This is a genomic window from Streptomyces sp. AN091965 (genome assembly GCF_022698285.1).
GTDB lineage: Bacteria > Actinomycetota > Actinomycetes > Streptomycetales > Streptomycetaceae > Streptomyces.
Window position 1 is genome coordinate 7,861,550 of the sequence record NZ_JALDMY010000001.1, and the last position, 17,568, is coordinate 7,879,117.

At 73.2% G+C, this 17,568-nt stretch carries 17 protein-coding genes; 9 read left to right on the forward strand and 8 right to left on the reverse strand.

The window, feature by feature from the left end:
- Positions 1 to 39: 39 nt before the first annotated feature.
- From MQV74_RS33335 to MQV74_RS33345, 3 genes are all read right to left on the reverse strand, one after another.
- Positions 40 to 2,424: a Tex family protein gene (locus tag MQV74_RS33335; RefSeq protein ID WP_242726345.1), complete on the reverse strand. Its 2,385-nt coding sequence runs from the start codon at positions 2,422 to 2,424 to the stop codon at positions 40 to 42.
- A 67-nt stretch (positions 2,425 to 2,491) separates the two neighbouring features.
- Positions 2,492 to 2,656: an LPFR motif small protein gene (locus tag MQV74_RS33340; RefSeq protein WP_242726346.1), complete on the reverse strand. Its 165-nt coding sequence runs from the start codon at positions 2,654 to 2,656 to the stop codon at positions 2,492 to 2,494.
- A 106-nt stretch (positions 2,657 to 2,762) separates the two neighbouring features.
- Entirely contained in the window at positions 2,763 to 3,689 is a 927-nt protein-coding gene (locus MQV74_RS33345) for an SCO6745 family protein (protein ID WP_242726348.1), read from the reverse strand.
- A 144-nt stretch (positions 3,690 to 3,833) separates the two neighbouring features.
- Between MQV74_RS33345 and MQV74_RS33350 the strand changes: the two genes are divergently transcribed.
- Together MQV74_RS33350 and MQV74_RS33355 are read left to right on the forward strand one after the other, a co-directional pair.
- Positions 3,834 to 4,832: a GlxA family transcriptional regulator gene (locus MQV74_RS33350; RefSeq protein ID WP_242726350.1), complete on the forward strand. Its 999-nt coding sequence runs from the start codon at positions 3,834 to 3,836 to the stop codon at positions 4,830 to 4,832.
- The gene (locus tag MQV74_RS33355; protein WP_242726352.1) at positions 4,823 to 5,464 is read left to right on the forward strand and encodes a DJ-1/PfpI family protein; all 642 of its coding nucleotides are present in this window, start codon (positions 4,823 to 4,825) and stop codon (positions 5,462 to 5,464) included. Before MQV74_RS33350 ends, MQV74_RS33355 begins: the two co-directional genes overlap by 10 nt.
- Here the strand turns inward: MQV74_RS33355 and MQV74_RS33360 are convergent.
- Positions 5,445 to 6,218 (reverse strand): enoyl-CoA hydratase/isomerase family protein, encoded by a 774-nt coding sequence (locus MQV74_RS33360; RefSeq protein ID WP_242726353.1) that lies wholly within the window; start codon positions 6,216 to 6,218, stop codon positions 5,445 to 5,447. The two genes, MQV74_RS33355 and MQV74_RS33360, sit on opposite strands and share 20 nt — an antisense overlap.
- Positions 6,219 to 6,292: 74 nt before the next feature.
- Between MQV74_RS33360 and MQV74_RS33365 the strand changes: the two genes are divergently transcribed.
- Both MQV74_RS33365 and MQV74_RS33370 read left to right on the forward strand, forming a co-directional pair.
- Entirely contained in the window at positions 6,293 to 7,000 is a 708-nt protein-coding gene (locus MQV74_RS33365; RefSeq protein ID WP_242726356.1) for an HdeD family acid-resistance protein, read from the forward strand.
- Between the two features lie 93 nt (positions 7,001 to 7,093).
- Positions 7,094 to 7,606 carry an ATP-binding protein gene (locus MQV74_RS33370; RefSeq protein WP_242726358.1) on the forward strand — a complete coding sequence of 171 codons (513 nt, stop codon included), beginning with the start codon at positions 7,094 to 7,096 and terminating at the stop codon, positions 7,604 to 7,606.
- 60 nt (positions 7,607 to 7,666) lie between these two features.
- Here the strand turns inward: MQV74_RS33370 and idi are convergent, their stop codons facing one another.
- The 4 genes from idi to galE form a co-directional block, all read right to left on the reverse strand.
- The gene (gene idi, locus MQV74_RS33375; RefSeq protein WP_242726360.1) at positions 7,667 to 8,260 is read right to left on the reverse strand and encodes an isopentenyl-diphosphate Delta-isomerase; all 594 of its coding nucleotides are present in this window, start codon (positions 8,258 to 8,260) and stop codon (positions 7,667 to 7,669) included.
- Positions 8,261 to 8,383: 123 nt separating this feature from the next.
- Positions 8,384 to 9,676, reverse strand: coding sequence for a bifunctional class I SAM-dependent methyltransferase/N-acetyltransferase (locus MQV74_RS33380; protein WP_242726362.1), 1,293 nt, complete (start codon positions 9,674 to 9,676; stop codon positions 8,384 to 8,386).
- Positions 9,677 to 9,899: 223 nt separating this feature from the next.
- On the reverse strand, positions 9,900 to 10,832 hold the full coding sequence (locus MQV74_RS33385; RefSeq protein WP_242726364.1) for a cation diffusion facilitator family transporter: 933 nt from the start codon (positions 10,830 to 10,832) through the stop codon (positions 9,900 to 9,902).
- A 166-nt stretch (positions 10,833 to 10,998) separates the two neighbouring features.
- On the reverse strand, positions 10,999 to 11,988 hold the full coding sequence (gene galE, locus MQV74_RS33390) for a UDP-glucose 4-epimerase GalE (protein ID WP_242726366.1): 990 nt from the start codon (positions 11,986 to 11,988) through the stop codon (positions 10,999 to 11,001).
- Between the two features lie 276 nt (positions 11,989 to 12,264).
- Between galE and MQV74_RS33395 the strand changes: the two genes are divergently transcribed.
- Genes MQV74_RS33395 through MQV74_RS33415 form a run of 5 tightly spaced genes read left to right on the forward strand, consistent with a single transcriptional unit; the run spans position 12,265 to position 17,515 of the window.
- A complete protein-coding gene (locus MQV74_RS33395; protein ID WP_242729288.1) occupies positions 12,265 to 14,067 on the forward strand; it encodes a DUF5941 domain-containing protein in 1,803 nt (600 codons plus the stop codon).
- Complete coding sequence (locus MQV74_RS33400; RefSeq protein ID WP_138962769.1) at positions 14,064 to 14,816, forward strand: phosphocholine cytidylyltransferase family protein; 753 nt, start codon at positions 14,064 to 14,066, stop codon at positions 14,814 to 14,816. Before MQV74_RS33395 ends, MQV74_RS33400 begins: the two co-directional genes overlap by 4 nt.
- Positions 14,804 to 15,868, forward strand: a complete 1,065-nt coding sequence (locus tag MQV74_RS33405) for an iron-containing alcohol dehydrogenase family protein (protein ID WP_242726368.1) — start codon at positions 14,804 to 14,806, stop codon at positions 15,866 to 15,868. Before MQV74_RS33400 ends, MQV74_RS33405 begins: the two co-directional genes overlap by 13 nt.
- The gene (locus MQV74_RS33410; RefSeq protein ID WP_242726371.1) at positions 15,846 to 16,625 is read left to right on the forward strand and encodes a CDP-alcohol phosphatidyltransferase family protein; all 780 of its coding nucleotides are present in this window, start codon (positions 15,846 to 15,848) and stop codon (positions 16,623 to 16,625) included. Before MQV74_RS33405 ends, MQV74_RS33410 begins: the two co-directional genes overlap by 23 nt.
- A gap of 44 nt (positions 16,626 to 16,669) precedes the next feature.
- Positions 16,670 to 17,515 carry a glycosyltransferase family 2 protein gene (locus tag MQV74_RS33415; RefSeq protein ID WP_051855813.1) on the forward strand — a complete coding sequence of 282 codons (846 nt, stop codon included), beginning with the start codon at positions 16,670 to 16,672 and terminating at the stop codon, positions 17,513 to 17,515.
- Positions 17,516 to 17,568: the final 53 nt, after the last annotated feature.

The following is a 17,568-nucleotide window of genomic DNA, read 5'->3' on the forward strand; positions in this document are numbered from 1 at the left end:
AGCCACAAACGGCCCGCAGACACCCCACACGCGATGCACCTAACGGCGCTTGGGGTCGACCAACCCGGCCCGGCGCAGCGCCTCCGCCATCGCGTCGTTCGCAGGCGGCGGCCCCTGCCGAGGGGTGCTCCCCTTGGCACGGCCACCCCGGTTCTGCTGCCCCCCGCGGGGCTGCGGCGGCCGCCCGCCACGCTCCCTGCGCTCACCCGGGGCGGAGCCCTTGGCGGGCTCGTCGTCCAGACGCAGCGTCAGCGACACGCGCTTGCGCGGCACGTCGACGTCCAGGACCTTCACCTTCACGATGTCGCCCGGCTTCACCACGTCCCGCGGGTCCTTGACGAAGGTCTTGGACATCGCGGAGACGTGCACCAGGCCGTCCTGGTGGACGCCGACGTCGACGAACGCGCCGAACGCCGCGACGTTCGTGACCACGCCCTCCAGCACCATCCCCGAGGACAGGTCGCCGATCTTCTCGACGCCTTCCTTGAACGTGGCCGTCTTGAAGGCGGGCCGCGGGTCGCGACCGGGCTTCTCCAGCTCCTTGAGGATGTCCGTGACGGTCGGCAGACCGAAGACGTCGTCCACGAAGGCGGTGGGCTTCAGGGCGCGCAGCGTCGCCGTGCTGCCGATGAGGGACGGCACGTCGACGCCCGCCTCCTTCACCATCCGCCGCACCACCGGGTACGCCTCGGGGTGCACGCTGGAGGCGTCCAGCGGGTCGTCGCCGCCGCGGATGCGCAGGAAGCCCGCGCACTGCTCGTACGCCTTCGGGCCGAGGCGCGCGACGTCCTTGAGGGCCTTGCGGTTCCGGAAGGGGCCGTTCGCGTCGCGGTGCGCCACGATGTTCTCGGCGAGGCCGGAGCCGATGCCGGAGACGCGGGCGAGCAGCGGGGCGGAGGCCGTGTTCACGTCCACGCCCACGCCGTTCACACAGTCCTCGACGACCGCGTCGAGGGAGCGGGAGAGCTTCACCTCGGACAGGTCGTGCTGGTACTGGCCGACGCCGATGGACTTCGGGTCGATCTTCACCAGCTCGGCGAGCGGGTCCTGCAGGCGGCGCGCGATGGAGACGGCGCCGCGCAGCGACACGTCCAGGTCGGGCAGCTCCTGGGAGGCGAAGGCGGAGGCCGAGTACACCGAGGCGCCCGCCTCGGAGACCATCACCTTGGTGAGCTTCAGCTCCGGGTGCCTGCCGATCAGGTCGGCGGCGAGCTTGTCGGTCTCACGCGACGCCGTGCCGTTGCCGATCGCGACCAGGTCGACCGAGTGCTCCTGAGCGAGGCGCGCGAGCTTGGCGAGGGACTCGTCCCACTTGTTCGCCGGGACGTGCGGGTAGATCGTGTCGGTCGCCACGACCTTGCCGGTCGCGTCCACGACGGCGACCTTCACACCCGTACGGAAACCCGGGTCGAGGCCGAGCGTCGCGCGCGTGCCCGCGGGGGCGGCGAGCAGCAGGTCGCGCAGGTTCGACGCGAAGACGCGCACGGCCTCGTCCTCGGCCGCGGTGCGCAGGCGCAGCCGCAGGTCGATGCCGAGGTGCACCAGGATGCGGGTGCGCCAGGCCCAGCGGACCGTGTCCGTCAGCCACTTGTCGCCGGGGCGGCCGCGGTCGGCGATGCCGAAGCGCTGGGCCACCGTCCCCTCGTACGACGACGGCACGGCGGGGCCCTCCGGGGCCTCCTCCGGCTCCAGGACGAGGTCGAGGACGTCTTCCTTCTCGCCGCGCAGCATGGCGAGGATCCGGTGCGAGGGCAGCTCCGTGAACGGCTCGGCGAAGTCGAAGTAGTCGGCGAACTTCGCCCCCGCCTCCTCCTTGCCCGCCCGCACCTTGGCGGCGAGCCGCCCGCGCACCCACATGCGCTCGCGCAGCTCGCCGATCAGGTCGGCGTCCTCGGAGAACCGCTCCGTGAGGATGGCCCGGGCGCCGTCGAGCGCGGCCTGCGCGTCCGCGACGCCCTTGTCGGCGTCGACGAACGCGGCGGCGGCCGCGAGCGGCTCCACACCCGGGTCCCCGAGCAGGCCGTCGGCCAGCGGCTCCAGGCCCGCCTCGCGGGCGATCTGCGCCTTGGTGCGCCGCTTGGGCTTGTACGGCAGATAGATGTCCTCGAGGCGGGCCTTGGTGTCGGCCTCGCGGATGCGCGCCTCCAGGTCGTCGGTGAGCTTGCCCTGCTCGCGCACCGATTCGAGGATGGCGGCGCGCCGCTCCTCCAGCTCGCGCAGATAGCGCAGGCGCTCCTCGAGCGTGCGCAGCTGCGCGTCGTCGAGCGACTCGGTCGCCTCCTTGCGGTAGCGCGCGATGAAGGGCACCGTCGACCCGCCGTCGAGCAGGTCGACGGCGGCCTTGACCTGCCGCTCCCGCACGCCGAGTTCCTCGGCGATCCTGCTTTCGATGGACGCTGGAGTGGACGTCTGCAAAGGTGCCACGTTCCGGTACCGCCTTCTCACTGAGGTTGCCCGGCAATTGTGGCAGGTGGCACGGACAGCGGGGCAGTCAGACCCGGCGGGTCCGCCCCGGCCGTCGCGTGCGTCCGGCGCCGCCGCGCCCGGAACGAGAGGCTCCGCCGAAGAGCCGGGCCAGTGCCCTGAACGGCAGCGTCACCACCGTCGCGATGGCAGCCCCGATCTGTCGCAGCACGTCCGCGATCGCACGGAACACGTGGATCTCCTTTCGGCACGCGGCCCGCGACGGTCGGCGGGCCGGGGCCGGACGAGTACCGCGGAAACCGCGTGCCATGCCCGCACCCCGGGCCCTCCCGGTGGCGCTACGCCTTGCCGAGCAGGTCCGCGGGGAACGCCCCCGCGCGCAGCGCCGCCCCGGCGAAGGCGCCGCCCAGCTCGGTGAGCCGCTCGACCCCGGCCTCGCCCAGGTGTGCGTACGGCGCCCGGTCCAGGCGGTCGGTACGCTCCTCGACGGCCTGCCGCAGCTCCACGCCCGCCTGCGTCAACTCGCCCTCGGCGTCCAGGAGTCCGCGCTCCCGCAGCCGCTCCACGGCCCCGTCCCAGTCCTCCTGGGTCCAGCCGCGCGTGACCAGGTTCCGCCCCGGTGTCATGCCCTTGCCGGTCGCGGTGTGGCTCACCAGGGCCTCCACGGCGTCGAGTTCGGCGTCCAGGAGGGCGGCCAGGTGTCCGTCGCCCCGGTGTTCGCGCAGCAGCGTCGCGGCGTGCCAGTACGCCAGGTGCGGCGCGTCGGGCACGGGCAGGTCGGCGTGGGCCGCGTACAGCGGGCGCGCGCTGCGGACGCAGGCCTCCGTGGCGCGCAGCGCGAGCCGCGCCGCCTCGGCCATCTCCGGTGATGCGACGGCCTCGTCACCGAGCAGCCGCCGCAGCGTCGTGTCGACGGCCCGCAGCCGCGCCGCGAGGACGTCCTCGGGAGCGGCGGCGCGCCACACCGCGGGGACGTGCGCGGCGACGGCCTCCGGCTTGTAGTTGAAGAAGGCCGCCGTCACCGTCCCGGCGCCGACGGCGCCCATCGCCGCCGCGCGCGCGGCGAAGTTGACGGCCCTGGGGTGGGTGATCCCCAGGGCGCCCAGCTCCCGTCCCAGGTCGGGGGAGAAGTAGTGGGTGGAGTGCAGGGCGTTGAGCACGCTGTGACAGCGTCGTCCCGCGCGCGGGTGGAGCGCCGCACCGGTCGCGGACGGGCCCGTGGAAGTGGCCGTGGGGCCCGTGGGGGAGGCCGTGGGAGAGGTCATGCCCGTACGCTACCGACTGGTTGGTATGACGTGAAGGGCGGGGCCGCCGCACCCCGCGCCCCGCGGACCGGCCGGACCCGCGTGGCAGGAAGGGTGGGGTACCCGTCATTGCGGCCGTCCCGCGCTGCCCCAAGAATCGAGGGCATGGCGCAGCGAACCGTCCTGGTCGTCCTCTTCGAAGGCGTACAGAGTCTCGACGTCACCGGCCCCGTGGAGGTCTTCGGCGGGGCCACCGGGCCCACGGGCGACCCCGCGTACCGGGTGTGCACCGCCTCCCTGGACGGCGCGCCCGTGCGCACGTCCAGCGGCCTCACCCTGGTCCCGGACCACGCCCTCGCGGACGCCCCCGCGCCGCACACCCTGCTCGTGCCCGGCGGCATCGGCACCCGCCCGGACGGCCCCGACCTGGTCGACTGGGTGCGCACCCACGGCCCCCGCGCCCAGCGGCTCGTCTCGGTGTGCACCGGGGCGATCGTGCTCGCCCGCGCGGGCCTGCTCGACGGCCGCCGGGCGACGACCCACTGGGCGTACTGCGACACGCTGGCCCGCGACCACCCGGCCGTCCACGTGGAGCCGGACCCGATTTACGTACGCGACGGACACGTGGCGACCTCGGCGGGCGTCACGGCGGGCATCGACCTCGCGCTCGCCCTGGTCGAGGAGGACCTGGGCCGGGCCATGGCGCTCACCATCGCCCGCCACCTGGTCGTGTTCCTGCGCAGGCCCGGCAACCAGGCGCAGTTCAGCGCCCAGCTCGCCGCGCAGACCGCCCGCCGCGAGCCGCTGCGCGAGGTCCAGCAGTGGATCACCGAGCACCCCGACGACGACCTCTGCGTCGAGAGGCTGGCCGAGCGCGCCCGGCTCTCGCCGCGCCACTTCGCCCGTGCCTTCCAGGCGGAGACCGGCACGACGCCCGGCAAGTACGTCGACCGCGTCCGCGTCGAGCACGCGCGCCGGCTCCTGGAGGACACCTCGCGCGGCGTCGAGGAGGTCTCCCGCGCCTGCGGCTACGGCACCCCGGAGGCGATGCGCCGCGCCTTCCTCAAGGCGCTCGGCACCTCACCCGCGGAGTACCGCCGCCGCTTCCACGCACCCCTGCCCGAGACCCACCCCATCACCCTCCAGGAGTCCGCATGCAGATAGCCATCGCCCTCTACGAGCGCTTCACCGCCCTGGACGCCATCGGTCCCTACCAGACGCTCAGCGGCATCCCGGACGCCCAGGTCGTCTTCGTGGCCGAGCGCACCGGGCCGGTGCGCGACGACAGCGGGCAGCTCGCCGTCGTCGCCGACAAGACCTTCGACGAGGTCCCGCACCCGGACGTGCTCGTCGTCCCCGGCGGCCCCGGCCAGAGCGACCAGATGGACAACGGACCGCTCCTCGACTGGCTGCGCACCGCGGACACGACCAGCACCTGGACGACGTCCGTGTGCACCGGCTCCCTCGCGCTCGCCGCCGCCGGACTCCTCGAAGGCCGCACCGCGACCTCCCACTGGCTCGCCCTGGGCGAACTGGCGAAGCTCGGCGTCACCCCCTCCGAGGAGCGGGTGGTCTTCGACGGCAAGTACGTGACGGCCGCCGGTGTCTCCTCCGGCATCGACATGGGCCTCGCGCTCGTCGGCAGGATCGCCGGGGACGAGCGCGCCCAGACCGTCCAGCTCATCACCGAGTACGACCCGCAGCCGCCCTACGACGCGGGCTCGCCGAAGAAGGCGCCCGCCCACCTCGTCGCGATGTTCCGCGAGCAGACCCGGTTCAAGGACGCCCCGGCGTAGCCGCACCCTCCGGCACGGTCCAGGTGAAGCGCGGCTGCCTGCGCTCCAGGAAGGCGGCGACGCCCTCGGCGGTGTCGCCGCTGCCGCGCGCCTGGTCCGCCCAGTGGGCGTCCCGGTCGGCGCGGCCCGCCGCGAACTCCTTGGCCGCCGCCTGCGTCAGGAGCGAGCGGGAGGCGAGGACCCGCGTGAACTCCTTCACGCGCGCGTCCAGTTCACCGCCGGGCAGGACCTCGTCCGCCAGGCCCGTCCGCAGCGCCCGCGCCGCGCTGATCGCCTCGCCCGAGAACAGCAGGTACTTCGCCGTGGCCGGGCCGACCAGGGTGGCCAGGCGGCGCGTCGACGAGGCCGGGTAGACGATGCCCAGCTTCGCGGGAGTGACCGCGAACGAGGCGCCCTCGTCCGCGAACCGCAGGTCACAGGCCGCCGCGAGCTGGCAGCCGCCGCCCACGCAGTACCCGCGCACCGCCGCGAGCGTCGGCTTCGGAAAGGCCGCCAGGGCCTCCTCCGCGAGGACCGCGAGCTCCTGCGGGCGACCGGGCTCGGCGCGCAGCGAGGAGATGTCGGCGCCCGCGCAGAAGGTGTCGCCCGCACCGGTGAGGACGAGCGCGCGCACCGCGGGGTCGGCGGCCAGCGCGTCGAGCAGCGGCGGCAGCGCGCGCCACATGTCCGCCGTCATGGCGTTGCGTTTGGCCGGATGGTCGATGACGACGGTGGCGACGCCGTCTGCGACGGCCTGCCTCAGCTGCGGCTCCATGCGCCGGATGCTATCCGCACCGTACGAACGTACGATCAAGAAGGGGCGGCTTCGCACAGCGGACGGAGGCGCTCATGTTCGGACGCGGCAAGGCGCGCGCCACGGCGCGCGACACGGCTGGTGACCCGGAGGGGGCCGGCGGCGCGGACCCCCGGTCCCTCAGCCGCAGCTTCGGCTGGCTGGCACTGCTCGGCGCCGTTCTGGCCGTCGGCGGGCTCGTCGGCCTGGTCTATGCCGGTGTCGCCACGCTCACCTCGATGCTCCTGTTCGGCTGGCTGCTGCTCGTCGGCGGCATCGTCGCGCTGTTGCACGCGGTGCAGTCGCGGGGCACCAGCTTCTTCTGGCTCGGCGTGGTGGTCGCCGCGCTGAACCTCGCGGCGGGCTTCGTCGTGATCCGCAGGCCGGACGTGGCCGCCGAGGCGCTGACGATGTTCGCGGCGCTGCTGTTCCTCACCGGCGGTGTGTTCCGCCTGGTGGGCAGCCTGGTGGTACGCGGCCCGCAGATGGCCGTGACGCTGCTGCAAGGCGCCTTCGGCGTCCTGCTCGGCGTCCTTGTGCTCGCCGGGTGGCCGAGCAGCAGCCAGTACGTCATCGGCACCTTCTTCTCGCTCGCGCTGCTCTTCGACGGCCTCGGGCTCCTCGCCACGGGCATCGGCGCCCGGCGCATCATCAGCCTGGTGTCGGACCGCGTGGGGGACGGCGGGGGCGGGCCCCAGGAAGCCGTACAACCTGAAGAACCTGTGAAGGCAGCACAAGAAGGGCAGGACCAGTCGCGCAACTGACGCGGCCATGCGGCCCCGGTCAAATCCCGTCGATACTCGCTGACTTCTGGTCAGTAGTGCGGTCCGGACCAGTGCGTTCCCAACACTCGACGTGTGGTGACAATCGAGCGCGAGGGCGGCGACCGGGCGATGGGGAACGACGGGAGGGGGCCGGGCCCGCTCCCGCGGGGCAGTGGGCCCGTGCCGTACGAAGGGGTGTGGCGGTTCACCGCGCCCGCCGTCGACGCGTCCGTGCCCCAGGCACGGCACGCGGTGCGCGACCTGCTCGCGCGCCAAGGCGTACCGGCCCCCGACGACCTGGTGCAGGGCCTGCTGTTGATCGTCTCCGAGCTGGTCACCAACGCGGTGCGGCACGCGGCGCTCCTGTCGCCGACGCTCGCCGTGGAGGTCGCGGTCGGCGCCGAGTGGGTACGGGTGTCCGTCGAGGACAACCACCCCTACCGCCCGACCGCCCTGGTGGCCGACCACGGCCAGACCGGCGGGCGCGGCCTGCTCCTGGTGCGGGAGATCACCCGCGAGGCGGGCGGCGCCTGCGACGTCGAGCACACGGCGAGCGGGGGCAAGGTGATCTGGGCCGCCCTGCCCCTGAAGCCGAACGGAGCCTAGGGCCCGCCGAACGGCGCCTATAGGGCCCGCCGGACGGGCCCCGGCGGCGGGCGCGGCGGTCTACCAGCCCGCGCCCGCGCCCGTCAGCTCCTTGATGGCGGGCCGCGCCGCGTCCAGGACCGTCATGAACCACGCGGAGAACGGGCCCTGCGCGTGCCGCTCGGCCAGCTCGCCGGCCGTCACGAACACCGTCTCGCCCACCTCGGACGGGTCGGGTCGCAGCTCGGCCTGCACCATGCCGACGAACAGGTGGTTGTACTCCTGCTCCACCAGGCCGGACTCCGGATCCGGGTGGTTGTAGCGCACGGTGCCCGCCTCGGCGAGCAGCGACGGCGAGACGCCGAGCTCCTCGAAGGTGCGCCGGGCCGCCGCCGCGAACGGCGCCTCGCCGGGGTAGGGGTGGCCGCAGCAGGTGTTGGACCACACGCCGGGGGAGTGGTACTTGCCGAGCGCCCGCTGCTGGAGCAGCAGGCGGCCCTGCTCGTCGAAGAGGAAGACGGAGAACGCCCGGTGCAGCCGGCCGGGTGCCTGGTGCGCGGCCAGCTTCTCCGCCGTGCCGATGGTCCTGCCGTCCTCGTCGACGAGCTCAAGCAGGATTGTCTCCTCGGTGCCGTCCGACGAGCTGTGCGCCGCGGTGGCAGGTGTGATCGGCATACCCATCCTTCGCTTCGGTCTCGGAGCTCAAGTCTGCCGTACGACACCGGTGCGCCCGGCACTCCGGGGGCCCCGCATGTCCCGTCCGCAACGCTGCGAACGGGACACGCGGGAACGGCGCGATCAGACGCCGAACGCCGCCGGATAGCTGATCGTCCCGCGCGGGACGCCCGCCGGACCGGCCTGTTCGCCGGGCCCGTCGAGGACCAGCGCCATCATCGTCTCGTCCGGCACCTCGAAACTTGGCTTGATCCCGTACCGCGACGCCGGAGCGAAGCCGAACCGCGGGTAGTAGTCGGGGTGGCCGAGGACGAGGACCAGATGCTCGCCCCGGGCGCGCGCGGCGCTCAGGACGGCGCGCACCACCGCACTACCGGCGCCCGTGCGCTGGTAGGAGGGGAGCACGGCCACGGGCGCCAGGCACAGCGCCGGAGCGCCGTCCACGTGGCAGCGGGTGATGAGGGCGTGCGCCACCACCTCGCCCGCGGGGGTCTCGGCGACGTACGACATGCCGTCGAGCCAGGCACCGGCGTCCGCGCGCAGCGCGTCCACCAGGTCGGCCTCCGCCTCGGTGGGGAAGGCCGCCGCGTTCACGGCGTGCACGGCCGCCCGGTCGGCGCCGGACGCCGCCTCGGGCCGGGTGCGCCAGGCGTCGCCCGCGGGGCGCAGGACGTACCCGGTGTAGCCGTACTCGGCCGCGTGGTCGCGCCGCAGCGCGAGTTCCTCGCGGGTGGCGGCGAGCGCCTCGGCCATGCCCGGCGCCCCGGGGTCGGCCGCGTCGGCGCGCGCCCGCAGCGGGGCGTAGTACGCCTCCCAGTCCGACTCAGGCTGGCGTACGACGCCGAGGACGGAGTATCCGGCGGCGAGCGCGGCCCGGGTGTTCTCCTCTGCGGTCCGCAGCGCGTAGTGCCGGTCCCAGAAGGCGCGGGCGGCTGTGGACGGCGTCCCGGTGGTCCACTCGCACTCGGTGACGACGAGCGTGCCGCCCGGCGCGAGCAGCCGCCGCCAGGAGCGCAGGGCGGTGTCGAAGCCGATGCTGTAGGCCGAACTCTCGGCCCAGACGAGGTCGAAGGACCCGTCGGGGTAGGGGAGTGCGCCCATGTCGGCGGCGACGGCGTGGACGGAGTCGGCGAGCCCGCGGCTCCGCGCGGCGGCGCGGAGCTCGTCGAGGAAGGGCTCGTGCAGGTCGACGGCCGTCACCTCGGCACCGGAAGCGCCCGCCTCGGCGGCGAGCAGGAGCGCGGCCCTGCCGGGACCGCAGCCCAGGTCGAGGACGCGCGGACGCTCGGGCAGCTCACCGGCGAGGGCGAGCAGGCGCCGGGTGGTGGCGTCGGAGCCGGGGCCCTGCCGGGGCAGGCCGTGGTGCAGGGCGAAGAAGGCGTCGTGGACGGAGTTCTGGATCTTGTCGTGAGACAACGGGAAACCCTTGAGTAGAGGGCCCGGCCGCCGTGGGGTACGCGCGCGGTGCGGAACGTACGGAGAAGGTCAGCCGTGAGCCCGGGAAGTGGGGATGAACGCGTCGCCACGCAGTGCGGCGAGGACCGCGACAGTCATCAACCCACCTCCTTCTGTGTCCGCGGGGACTCGCGTCCCCTGGCTGCTCGGGTGCCCACTCAAGGCCTTGGCCACTATAACACCGTCAGTGACAGAGCTTCGGCTCGTGCTCGGCGTGACCGCTCGGCTCCAGCTGGAACGTGCAGTGCTCGACGTCGAAGTGGTCGCCCAGGCAGCCCTGGAGGTCGTGCAGCACCTTCTCGTGGCCGACGGCACTGAGCGTCTCGGGGCTCACCACGACGTGCGCGGAGAGCACGGGCATGCCCGAGGTGATGGTCCAGGCGTGCAGGTCGTGGACGTCCTCGACGCCGGGCAGGGCCAGCATGTGGGCCCGCACCTCGGCCATGTCGACGCCCTTGGGGGCCGCTTCGAGCAGGACGTTCAGGGTGTCCCGCAGCAGCTTCCAGGTGCGCGGCACGATCATGAGGCCGATCACGAGGGAGGCGATCGGGTCGGCCGCCTGCCAGCCGGTCAGCAGGATGACGGTGGCCGACACCAGGACCGCCACCGAGCCGAGCGCGTCCGCGAGGACCTCCAGGAAGGCGCCGCGCACATTGAGGCTGTCCTTCTGCCCGCGCATCAGCAGGAGCAGCGAGACGAGGTTCGCCGCCAGGCCGATGAGGCCGAAGACGATGGTGAGACCGCCCTCGGTCTCGGACGGCGTGACGAACCGCTGGATCGCCTCGTACAGCACATAGCCGCCGACGCCGAGCAGGAGCAGACAGTTGGCGAGCGCGGCGAGGATCTCCGCGCGGGCGTAGCCGAAGGTGCGGCTCTCGCTCGCGGGGCGGCCCGCGAAGTGGATCGCGAGCAGCGCCATGCCGAGCCCGAGGGCGTCGGTGGCCATGTGCGTCGCATCCGCGATCAGCGCGAGCGAATCCGCGACGAGACCGCCGACGATCTCCACCACCATCACGGTGACCGTGAGGGACAGCGCGATCCGCAGCCGCCCCTTGTACGCGGCCGTCACGGTGCCGTTCGTCGGCGGCGCGTGGCCGTGGTCGTGTCCAGCCCCCATCGCGTGGTCCTCCGGATCCGTAGCGGGATCGCCGTCCGCGGCGACGATCACAGTGAACTACGGGTGGGGGGTATATGGCAACGCGATCGTGAACACCGTTGTCATATGCGCTGGCCTGCGGAAACGGTCTGCGGTCCGCGGCAGGAGCCCACGGAAGCGGCCCGCGTCAGACGGGCCGGGCTCCCCCGGCCTCCGGATGGCGCAGACACCAGCCCGCCCAGGCCGAAGCCACCATCTCGCGCACCCCGAGCCCCGCCCTGAAGCCCAGCTCCCGCGCCGCGAGGCCGACGTCCGCCACCGCGCTCGGGGCGTCCCCCGCGCGGCGCGGCTCCACCACCGGCGCGCGCGTGTCCCCGGTGACCTCGCCGATCACGGTCAGGAGTTCGCGTACGGAAACACCTTCGCCGCGGCCGATGTTCACCGTCAGATCGGTGCCGGGGGCGGCGGACCTGCGGGCGGCCGCCAGATGCGCCCCGGCCAGGTCGCTCACGTGCACGTAGTCGCGCACGCAGGTGCCGTCCGGCGTGGGGTGGTCGGTGCCGAAGACGCGCGGGGCCTCGCCGCGCGTGAGCCGGTCGAAGACCATCGGGACCACGTTGAAGACCCCGGTGTCCGCGAGCTCGGGCGCCGCGGCCCCCGCCACGTTGAAGTACCGCAGACAGGTCGTGGTGATCCCGTGCGCCCGCCCGGCGGCCCGGACCAGCCACTCCCCGGCCAGCTTCGTCTCGCCGTAGGGGCTGACCGGCGCGCACGGGGTGTCCTCGGTGATCAGCCCGGCCGCCGGGGGCTCGCCGTACACCGCGGCCGACGACGAGAAGACGAACCGCCGGACCCCGGCCGCGGCGACCGCGTCCAGGAGCGTCACCAGGCCCCCGACGTTCTCCCGGTAGTAACGCAGTGGCTGCTCCACGGACTCGCCGACCTGCTTGCGCGCCGCCAGATGCACCACGCCCGTCACCGCGTGCTCCGCGAGCACCCGCTCGACGAGGGCGCCGTCGAGCGACGAGCCCCGTACGAGGGGAATGCCGGCGGGCAGTCGCTCCGGCACCCCGGACGACACGTCGTCGAGGGCGACCACCCGCTCCCCGGCGGCGGCCATGACCCCCGCCACATGTGCCCCGATATATCCCGCCCCACCTGTGATCAGCCATGTCATGGGCGTCCACCTTAGGCGGGCTTGCGTGGTTCGGTACCACGCGGTTTGTGGCCGCGGGCCGCCATCGACGATGATGATCGTGGCGATCAAGGGCGGCGCAGCCCGTGCCGACCCCTGCAGATCGGGCTGATCGGGGCGTGAACGGGCGGTGAACGCCCGCTTCCCGGCATCCGATAGCCTCTGCCGACATGCCGCCCGGCCGCATCCCGGCGAGGGCGCCCCCCGTCACGCATGTGCCCGCGCGCGCCGCGCCGGGAATCAAGGAGTGAGTTCGTCCTGTCGACCGCCATCCTCACCGGCCAGCCGGTGCCCGGCTCGCCCCTCGAAGGCGATCTGCGGTCCCTGGGCTTCGACGTGCGGACCGCCCGGGACGCGGCCGACGCCGAGACGCTCGTGCGGACCGTCCCCGCGGACCAGCGCGTCGCCGTCGTCGACACCCGCTTCGTCGGTCACGTCCACGCCCTGCGCCTCGGCCTGACCGACCCGCGCTTCGCCGCGGCCGCCGTGCCCGGCGCCGTCACCGTCAAGCCCGAGGCCCGCGGCGCGCTCACCGGCGCGCTGCGCACGGCCGTCGGCGCGGGCGGCGCCGGAGCCGTCACCGTCGCGCCGGACACCGTGCCCGACCGGCTCGCCGAGACCCTCGAAGCGGCCGACGTCGACGTGTACCGGCCCGAGCTCGGCACCCTCGTCGCGGCCGTGCCCGCCGACCCCGAGGCCCGCAACACCGCCCGCCAGGCCGTCGCCGCCGTCGACGACGAGGCCGTACGCCTGCGCAGCGCGGTCAAGGCCCGGGACGGCTTCTTCACCACGTACTGCATCAGCCCGTACTCCCGCTACCTCGCGCGCTGGTGCGCCCGACGCGGCCTCACCCCGAACCAGGTCACGACCGCCTCGCTGCTCGTCGCCCTGATCGCGGCGGGCTGCGCGGCCACCGGCACCCGCGGCGGTTTCGTCGCCGCCGGCCTCCTGCTGCTCTTCTCCTTCGTCCTGGACTGCACGGACGGCCAGCTCGCGCGCTACTCCCTGCAGTACTCGACGCTCGGCGCCTGGCTGGACGCGACCTTCGACCGGGCCAAGGAGTACGCGTACTACGCGGGCCTCGCCCTCGGCGCCGCCCGCGGCGGCGATGACGTCTGGGCCCTCGCGCTCGGCGCGATGATCCTCCAGACCTGCCGCCACGTCGTGGACTTCTCGTTCAACGAGGCCAACCACGACGCGACCGCCAACACCAGCCCCACCGCCGCGCTCTCGGACAAGCTCGACAGCCGCGGCTGGACGGTGTGGGCGCGCCGGATGATCGTCCTGCCCATCGGGGAGCGCTGGGCCCTGATCGCCGTCCTGACCGCGCTCACCACCCCGCGCGTCACGTTCGTCGTGCTCCTGATCGGCTGCGGCCTCGCCGCCTGCTACACCACCGCGGGCCGCGTCCTGCGCTCCCTGACCCGCAAGGCCCGGCGCACCGACCGGGCCGCCACGGCCCTGGCCGACCTCGCCGACACCGGGCCCTTCGCGGGCGCGCTCGCCACGCTCCGGGGGATCCCGGGGCTGGCCCCGGCCCTCGCCCTGGCGGGCGGCGCGGCCGTCGTCGCCACCTCCGCCCTCACCTCCTTCGGCAGCCCCTGGCCGGTCATCGCCGCCGCCGGGTACGTGATCACCTCGGGCCTCGCCGTCGCGCGGCCCCTCAAGGGCGCCCTCGACTGGCTGGTCCCGCCCTTCCTGCGCGCCGCCGAATACGGCACCGTCCTTGTCCTGGCGGCCAAAGCGGACGTGAACGGAGCCCTTCCCGCGGCTTTCGGCCTGGTGGCCGCGGTCGCCTACCATCACTACGACACCGTGTACCGCATTCGCGGTGTCGTCGCGCCGCCGCGCTGGCTGGTGCGGGTGATCGGCGGGCACGAGGGCAGGACCTTCGCGGTCACCGTCGCCGCCGCCCTGCTGACAAACACAGATTTCACCGTCGCGCTCACGGCGCTCGCCGTGGCCGTGGCACTCGTGGTGCTCGCCGAGAGCATCCGCTTCTGGGTGACCGCGCACAACCGCGGCGCACCCGCCGTACACGATGAAGGAGAACCCGCATGATCGGCCTCGTCCTGGCCGCCGGCGCCGGCCGGCGTCTGCGCCCCTACACCGAAACGCTGCCCAAGGCGCTGGTGCCCGTGGTGGGCGAGGGTACCGAGAATGAGCTGGCCGTCCTCGACCTCACCCTGAAGAACTTCGCCGAGATCGGCCTGACCGACGTCGCGATCATCGTCGGCTACCGCAAGGAGGCCGTCTACGACCGCAAGGCCGCGCTCGAGGCGAAGTACAACCTCAAGCTCACCCTGATCGACAACGACAAGGCCGAGGAGTGGAACAACGCCTACTCCCTGTGGTGCGGCCGTGACGCCCTCAAGCACAGCGTGATCCTCGCCAACGGCGACACCGTGCACCCGGTCTCCGTCGAGAAGACGCTGCTCGCCGCCCGCGGCGACGGCAAGAAGATCATCCTCGCCCTCGACACGGTGAAGAACCTCGCCGACGAGGAGATGAAGGTCATCGTGGACCCCGAGAAGGGCGTCCAGAAGATCACGAAGCTGATGGACCCGGCGACGGCCACCGGAGAGTACATCGGCGTCACCCTCATCGAGGGCGAGGCCGCCGAGGAGCTCGCCGACGCCCTGAAGGCCACCTTCGAGCGCGACCCCGACCTCTACTACGAGGACGGCTACCAGGAGCTCGTCAACCGCGGCTTCAAGATCGATGTCGCGCCGATCGGCGACGTCTCGTGGGTCGAGATCGACAACCACGACGACCTCGCCAAGGGACGTGAGATCGCGTGCCAGTACTGACGAGGCTCATCCCCTCGCCGGTCGTCGTGGACATCCGGCCGGGGGCGTTGAACGACCTGGCCGGTGTCCTCGCCGACCAGAGGATCTGCTCGTCGACCGGCAAGCTCGCCATCGCGATCAGCGGCGGCTCCGGCGCGGTCCTGCGCAAGAGACTCTCTCCGTCGCTGCCGGGTGCCGAGTGGTTCGAGGTGGGCGGTGGCACGCTCGACGACGCCATCAAGCTCGCCGACGCCATGAAGAAGGGCCGCTACGACGCGGTCGTCGGCCTCGGCGGTGGCAAGATCATCGACTGCGCCAAGTTCGCCGCGGCGCGCGTCGGCCTGCCGCTGGTCGCCGTCGCGACGAACCTGTCGCACGACGGCCTGTGCTCGCCCGTCGCGACCCTCGACAACGACGCGGGCCGCGGCTCGTACGGCGTGCCGAACCCGATCGCGGTGGTCATCGACCTCGACGTCATCCGCGAGGCCCCGGTCCGCTTCGTGCGCTCCGGCATCGGCGACGCCCTGTCCAACATCTCCGCGATCCGGGACTGGGAACTCGCCGCCCGCGAGCGCGGCGAGGACATCGACGGCCTCGCCGCCGCGATGGCGCGCCAGGCCGGCGAGGCGGTCCTGCGCCACCCCGGCGGCGTCGGCGACGACGGCTTCCTCCAGGTGCTCGCCGAGGGCCTCGTCCTCACCGGCATCGCGATGTCCGTCTCGGGCGACTCCCGCCCGGCCTCGGGCGCCTGCCACGAGATCAACCACGCCTTCGACCTGCTGTTCCCGAAGCGCGCGGCCAGCCACGGCGAGCAGTGCGGCCTCGGCGCCGCCTTCGCGATGCACCTGCGCGGTGCCCGCGAGGAGGCGGCGTTCATGGCCGAGGTCCTTCGCCGCCACGGCCTGCCCGTCCTGCCGGAGGAGATCGGCTTCACCGTGGACGAGTTCGTCCAGGTCGTGGAGTACGCGCCGCAGACCCGGCCGGGCCGCTACACGATCCTCGAGCACCTCAATCTGAACACCGACCAGATCAAGGACGCATACGCCGACTATGCCAAGGCCATCGGTAGCTGAACTCCGGCCCGTCGTTCACCCCGCGGGGGTGAAGGACCGGCGCAGCGGTGAGCACTGGGCGGGACGCCTGTACATGCGAGAGATCTCGCTGCGCTGCGACCGGTACCTGGTGAACACCAGGATCACGCCCAATCAGCTGACCTACCTGATGACCGTCGCGGGCGTGCTCGCGGCCCCGGCCCTCCTCGTGCCGGGCATCACGGGCGCCGTGCTCGGCGTCGTCGCGGTGCAGCTCTACCTGCTGCTCGACTGCGTCGACGGCGAGATCGCCCGCTGGCGCAAGCAGTACTCGATGTCCGGCGTGTACCTGGACCGGGTCGGCGCCTATCTGTGCGACGCCGCGGTCCTGGTCGGCTTCGGCCTGCGCGCCGCCGACCTGTGGGGCTCGGGGCGCATCGACTGGCTGTGGGCCTTCCTCGGCACCCTCGCCGCGCTCGGCGCCATCCTGATCAAGGCCGAGACCGACCTCGTGGGCGTCGCCCGGCACCAGCAGGGGCTGCCGCCCGTGCAGGAGTCGGCCTCCGTGCCGCGCGCCTCCGGCGTGGCGCTCGCCCGCAAGGCCGCCGCCGCGCTCAAGTTCCACCGGCTGATCCTCGGCATCGAGGCGTCCCTGCTCATCCTGGTCCTGGCGATCGTGGACGCGGCCCGGGGCGACCTCTTCTTCTCCCGCCTCGGCGTCGCCGTGCTCGCCGGGATCGCGCTCCTGCAGACGCTGCTGCACCTGGTGTCCATCCTCGCCTCGAGCAGGCTGAAGTGAGCACTCCGGCACAGCCGCCGAAGGTCGGCGCGGTCATCATCACCATGGGCAACCGCCCGCAGGAGCTGCGGGCGCTGCTCGACTCCGTCGCCAAGCAGGACGGCGACCCGGTCGAGGTGGTGGTCGTCGGCAACGGCGCCCCCGTGCCCGACGTCCCGCCGGGCGTCCGCACCATAGAACTGCCCGAGAACCTGGGCATCCCCGGCGGGCGCAACGTCGGCATCGAGGCCTTCGGGCCCGGTGGCACCGACGTCGACATCCTGCTGTTCCTCGACGACGACGGCCTCCTGGCGCACACCGACACCGCTCGGCTGTGCCGCGAGGCCTTCGCCGCCGACCCGGCTCTCGGGATCATCAGCTTCCGCATCGCCGACCCGGACACGGGCGTCACCCAGCGCCGGCACGTGCCGCGCCTGCGCGCGTCCGACCCGATGCGCTCCTCGCGCGTGACGACGTTCCTCGGCGGCGCCAACGCCGTCCGCACCAAGGTCCTGGAACAGGTCGGCGGCCTGCCCGACGAGTTCTTCTACGCCCACGAGGAGACCGACCTCGCCTGGCGGGCGCTGAACGCGGGCTGGATGATCGACTACCGCGCCGACATGGTCCTGTACCACCCGACCACGGCGCCCTCCCGGCACGCGGTCTACCACCGCATGGTGGCCCGCAACCGCGTCTGGCTCGCCCGCCGCAACCTGCCCGCGCTCCTGGTCCCCGTGTACCTGGGCGTGTGGCTGCTCCTGACCCTGGCCCGGCGCCCCTCGCGGCCCGCCCTGAAGGCCTGGTTCGGCGGCTTCAAGGAGGGCTGGACCAGCCCGTGCGGGCCCCGCAGGCCCATGAGCTGGCGCACGGTGTGGCGCCTGACCCGACTGGGCCGACCTCCTGTCATCTGACAAGCTCTGGTCTGAGAACATTCGGGCCGTATCCCGGTCCCTGGCCCGGCCTC

What these genes read in the sequence shown, in the direction of transcription:
- MQV74_RS33355 (WP_242726352.1), top strand. Translation starts at nt 4,823, where the DNA reads ATGCAGATAGCCATCGCCCTCTACGAGCGCTTCACCGCCCTGGACGCC.
- MQV74_RS33365 (WP_242726356.1), top strand. Translation starts at nt 6,293, where the DNA reads ATGTTCGGACGCGGCAAGGCGCGCGCCACGGCGCGCGACACGGCTGGT.
- MQV74_RS33345 (WP_242726348.1), bottom strand. Translation starts at nt 3,689, where the DNA reads ATGACCTCTCCCACGGCCTCCCCCACGGGCCCCACGGCCACTTCCACG.
- MQV74_RS33400 (WP_138962769.1), top strand. Translation starts at nt 14,064, where the DNA reads ATGATCGGCCTCGTCCTGGCCGCCGGCGCCGGCCGGCGTCTGCGCCCC.
- MQV74_RS33385 (WP_242726364.1), bottom strand. Translation starts at nt 10,832, where the DNA reads ATGGGGGCTGGACACGACCACGGCCACGCGCCGCCGACGAACGGCACC.
- MQV74_RS33360 (WP_242726353.1), bottom strand. Translation starts at nt 6,218, where the DNA reads ATGGAGCCGCAGCTGAGGCAGGCCGTCGCAGACGGCGTCGCCACCGTC.
- galE (WP_242726366.1), bottom strand. Translation starts at nt 11,988, where the DNA reads ATGACATGGCTGATCACAGGTGGGGCGGGATATATCGGGGCACATGTG.
- MQV74_RS33415 (WP_051855813.1), top strand. Translation starts at nt 16,670, where the DNA reads ATGGGCAACCGCCCGCAGGAGCTGCGGGCGCTGCTCGACTCCGTCGCC.
- idi (WP_242726360.1), bottom strand. Translation starts at nt 8,260, where the DNA reads ATGCCGATCACACCTGCCACCGCGGCGCACAGCTCGTCGGACGGCACC.
- MQV74_RS33410 (WP_242726371.1), top strand. Translation starts at nt 15,846, where the DNA reads ATGCCAAGGCCATCGGTAGCTGAACTCCGGCCCGTCGTTCACCCCGCG.
- MQV74_RS33350 (WP_242726350.1), top strand. Translation starts at nt 3,834, where the DNA reads ATGGCGCAGCGAACCGTCCTGGTCGTCCTCTTCGAAGGCGTACAGAGT.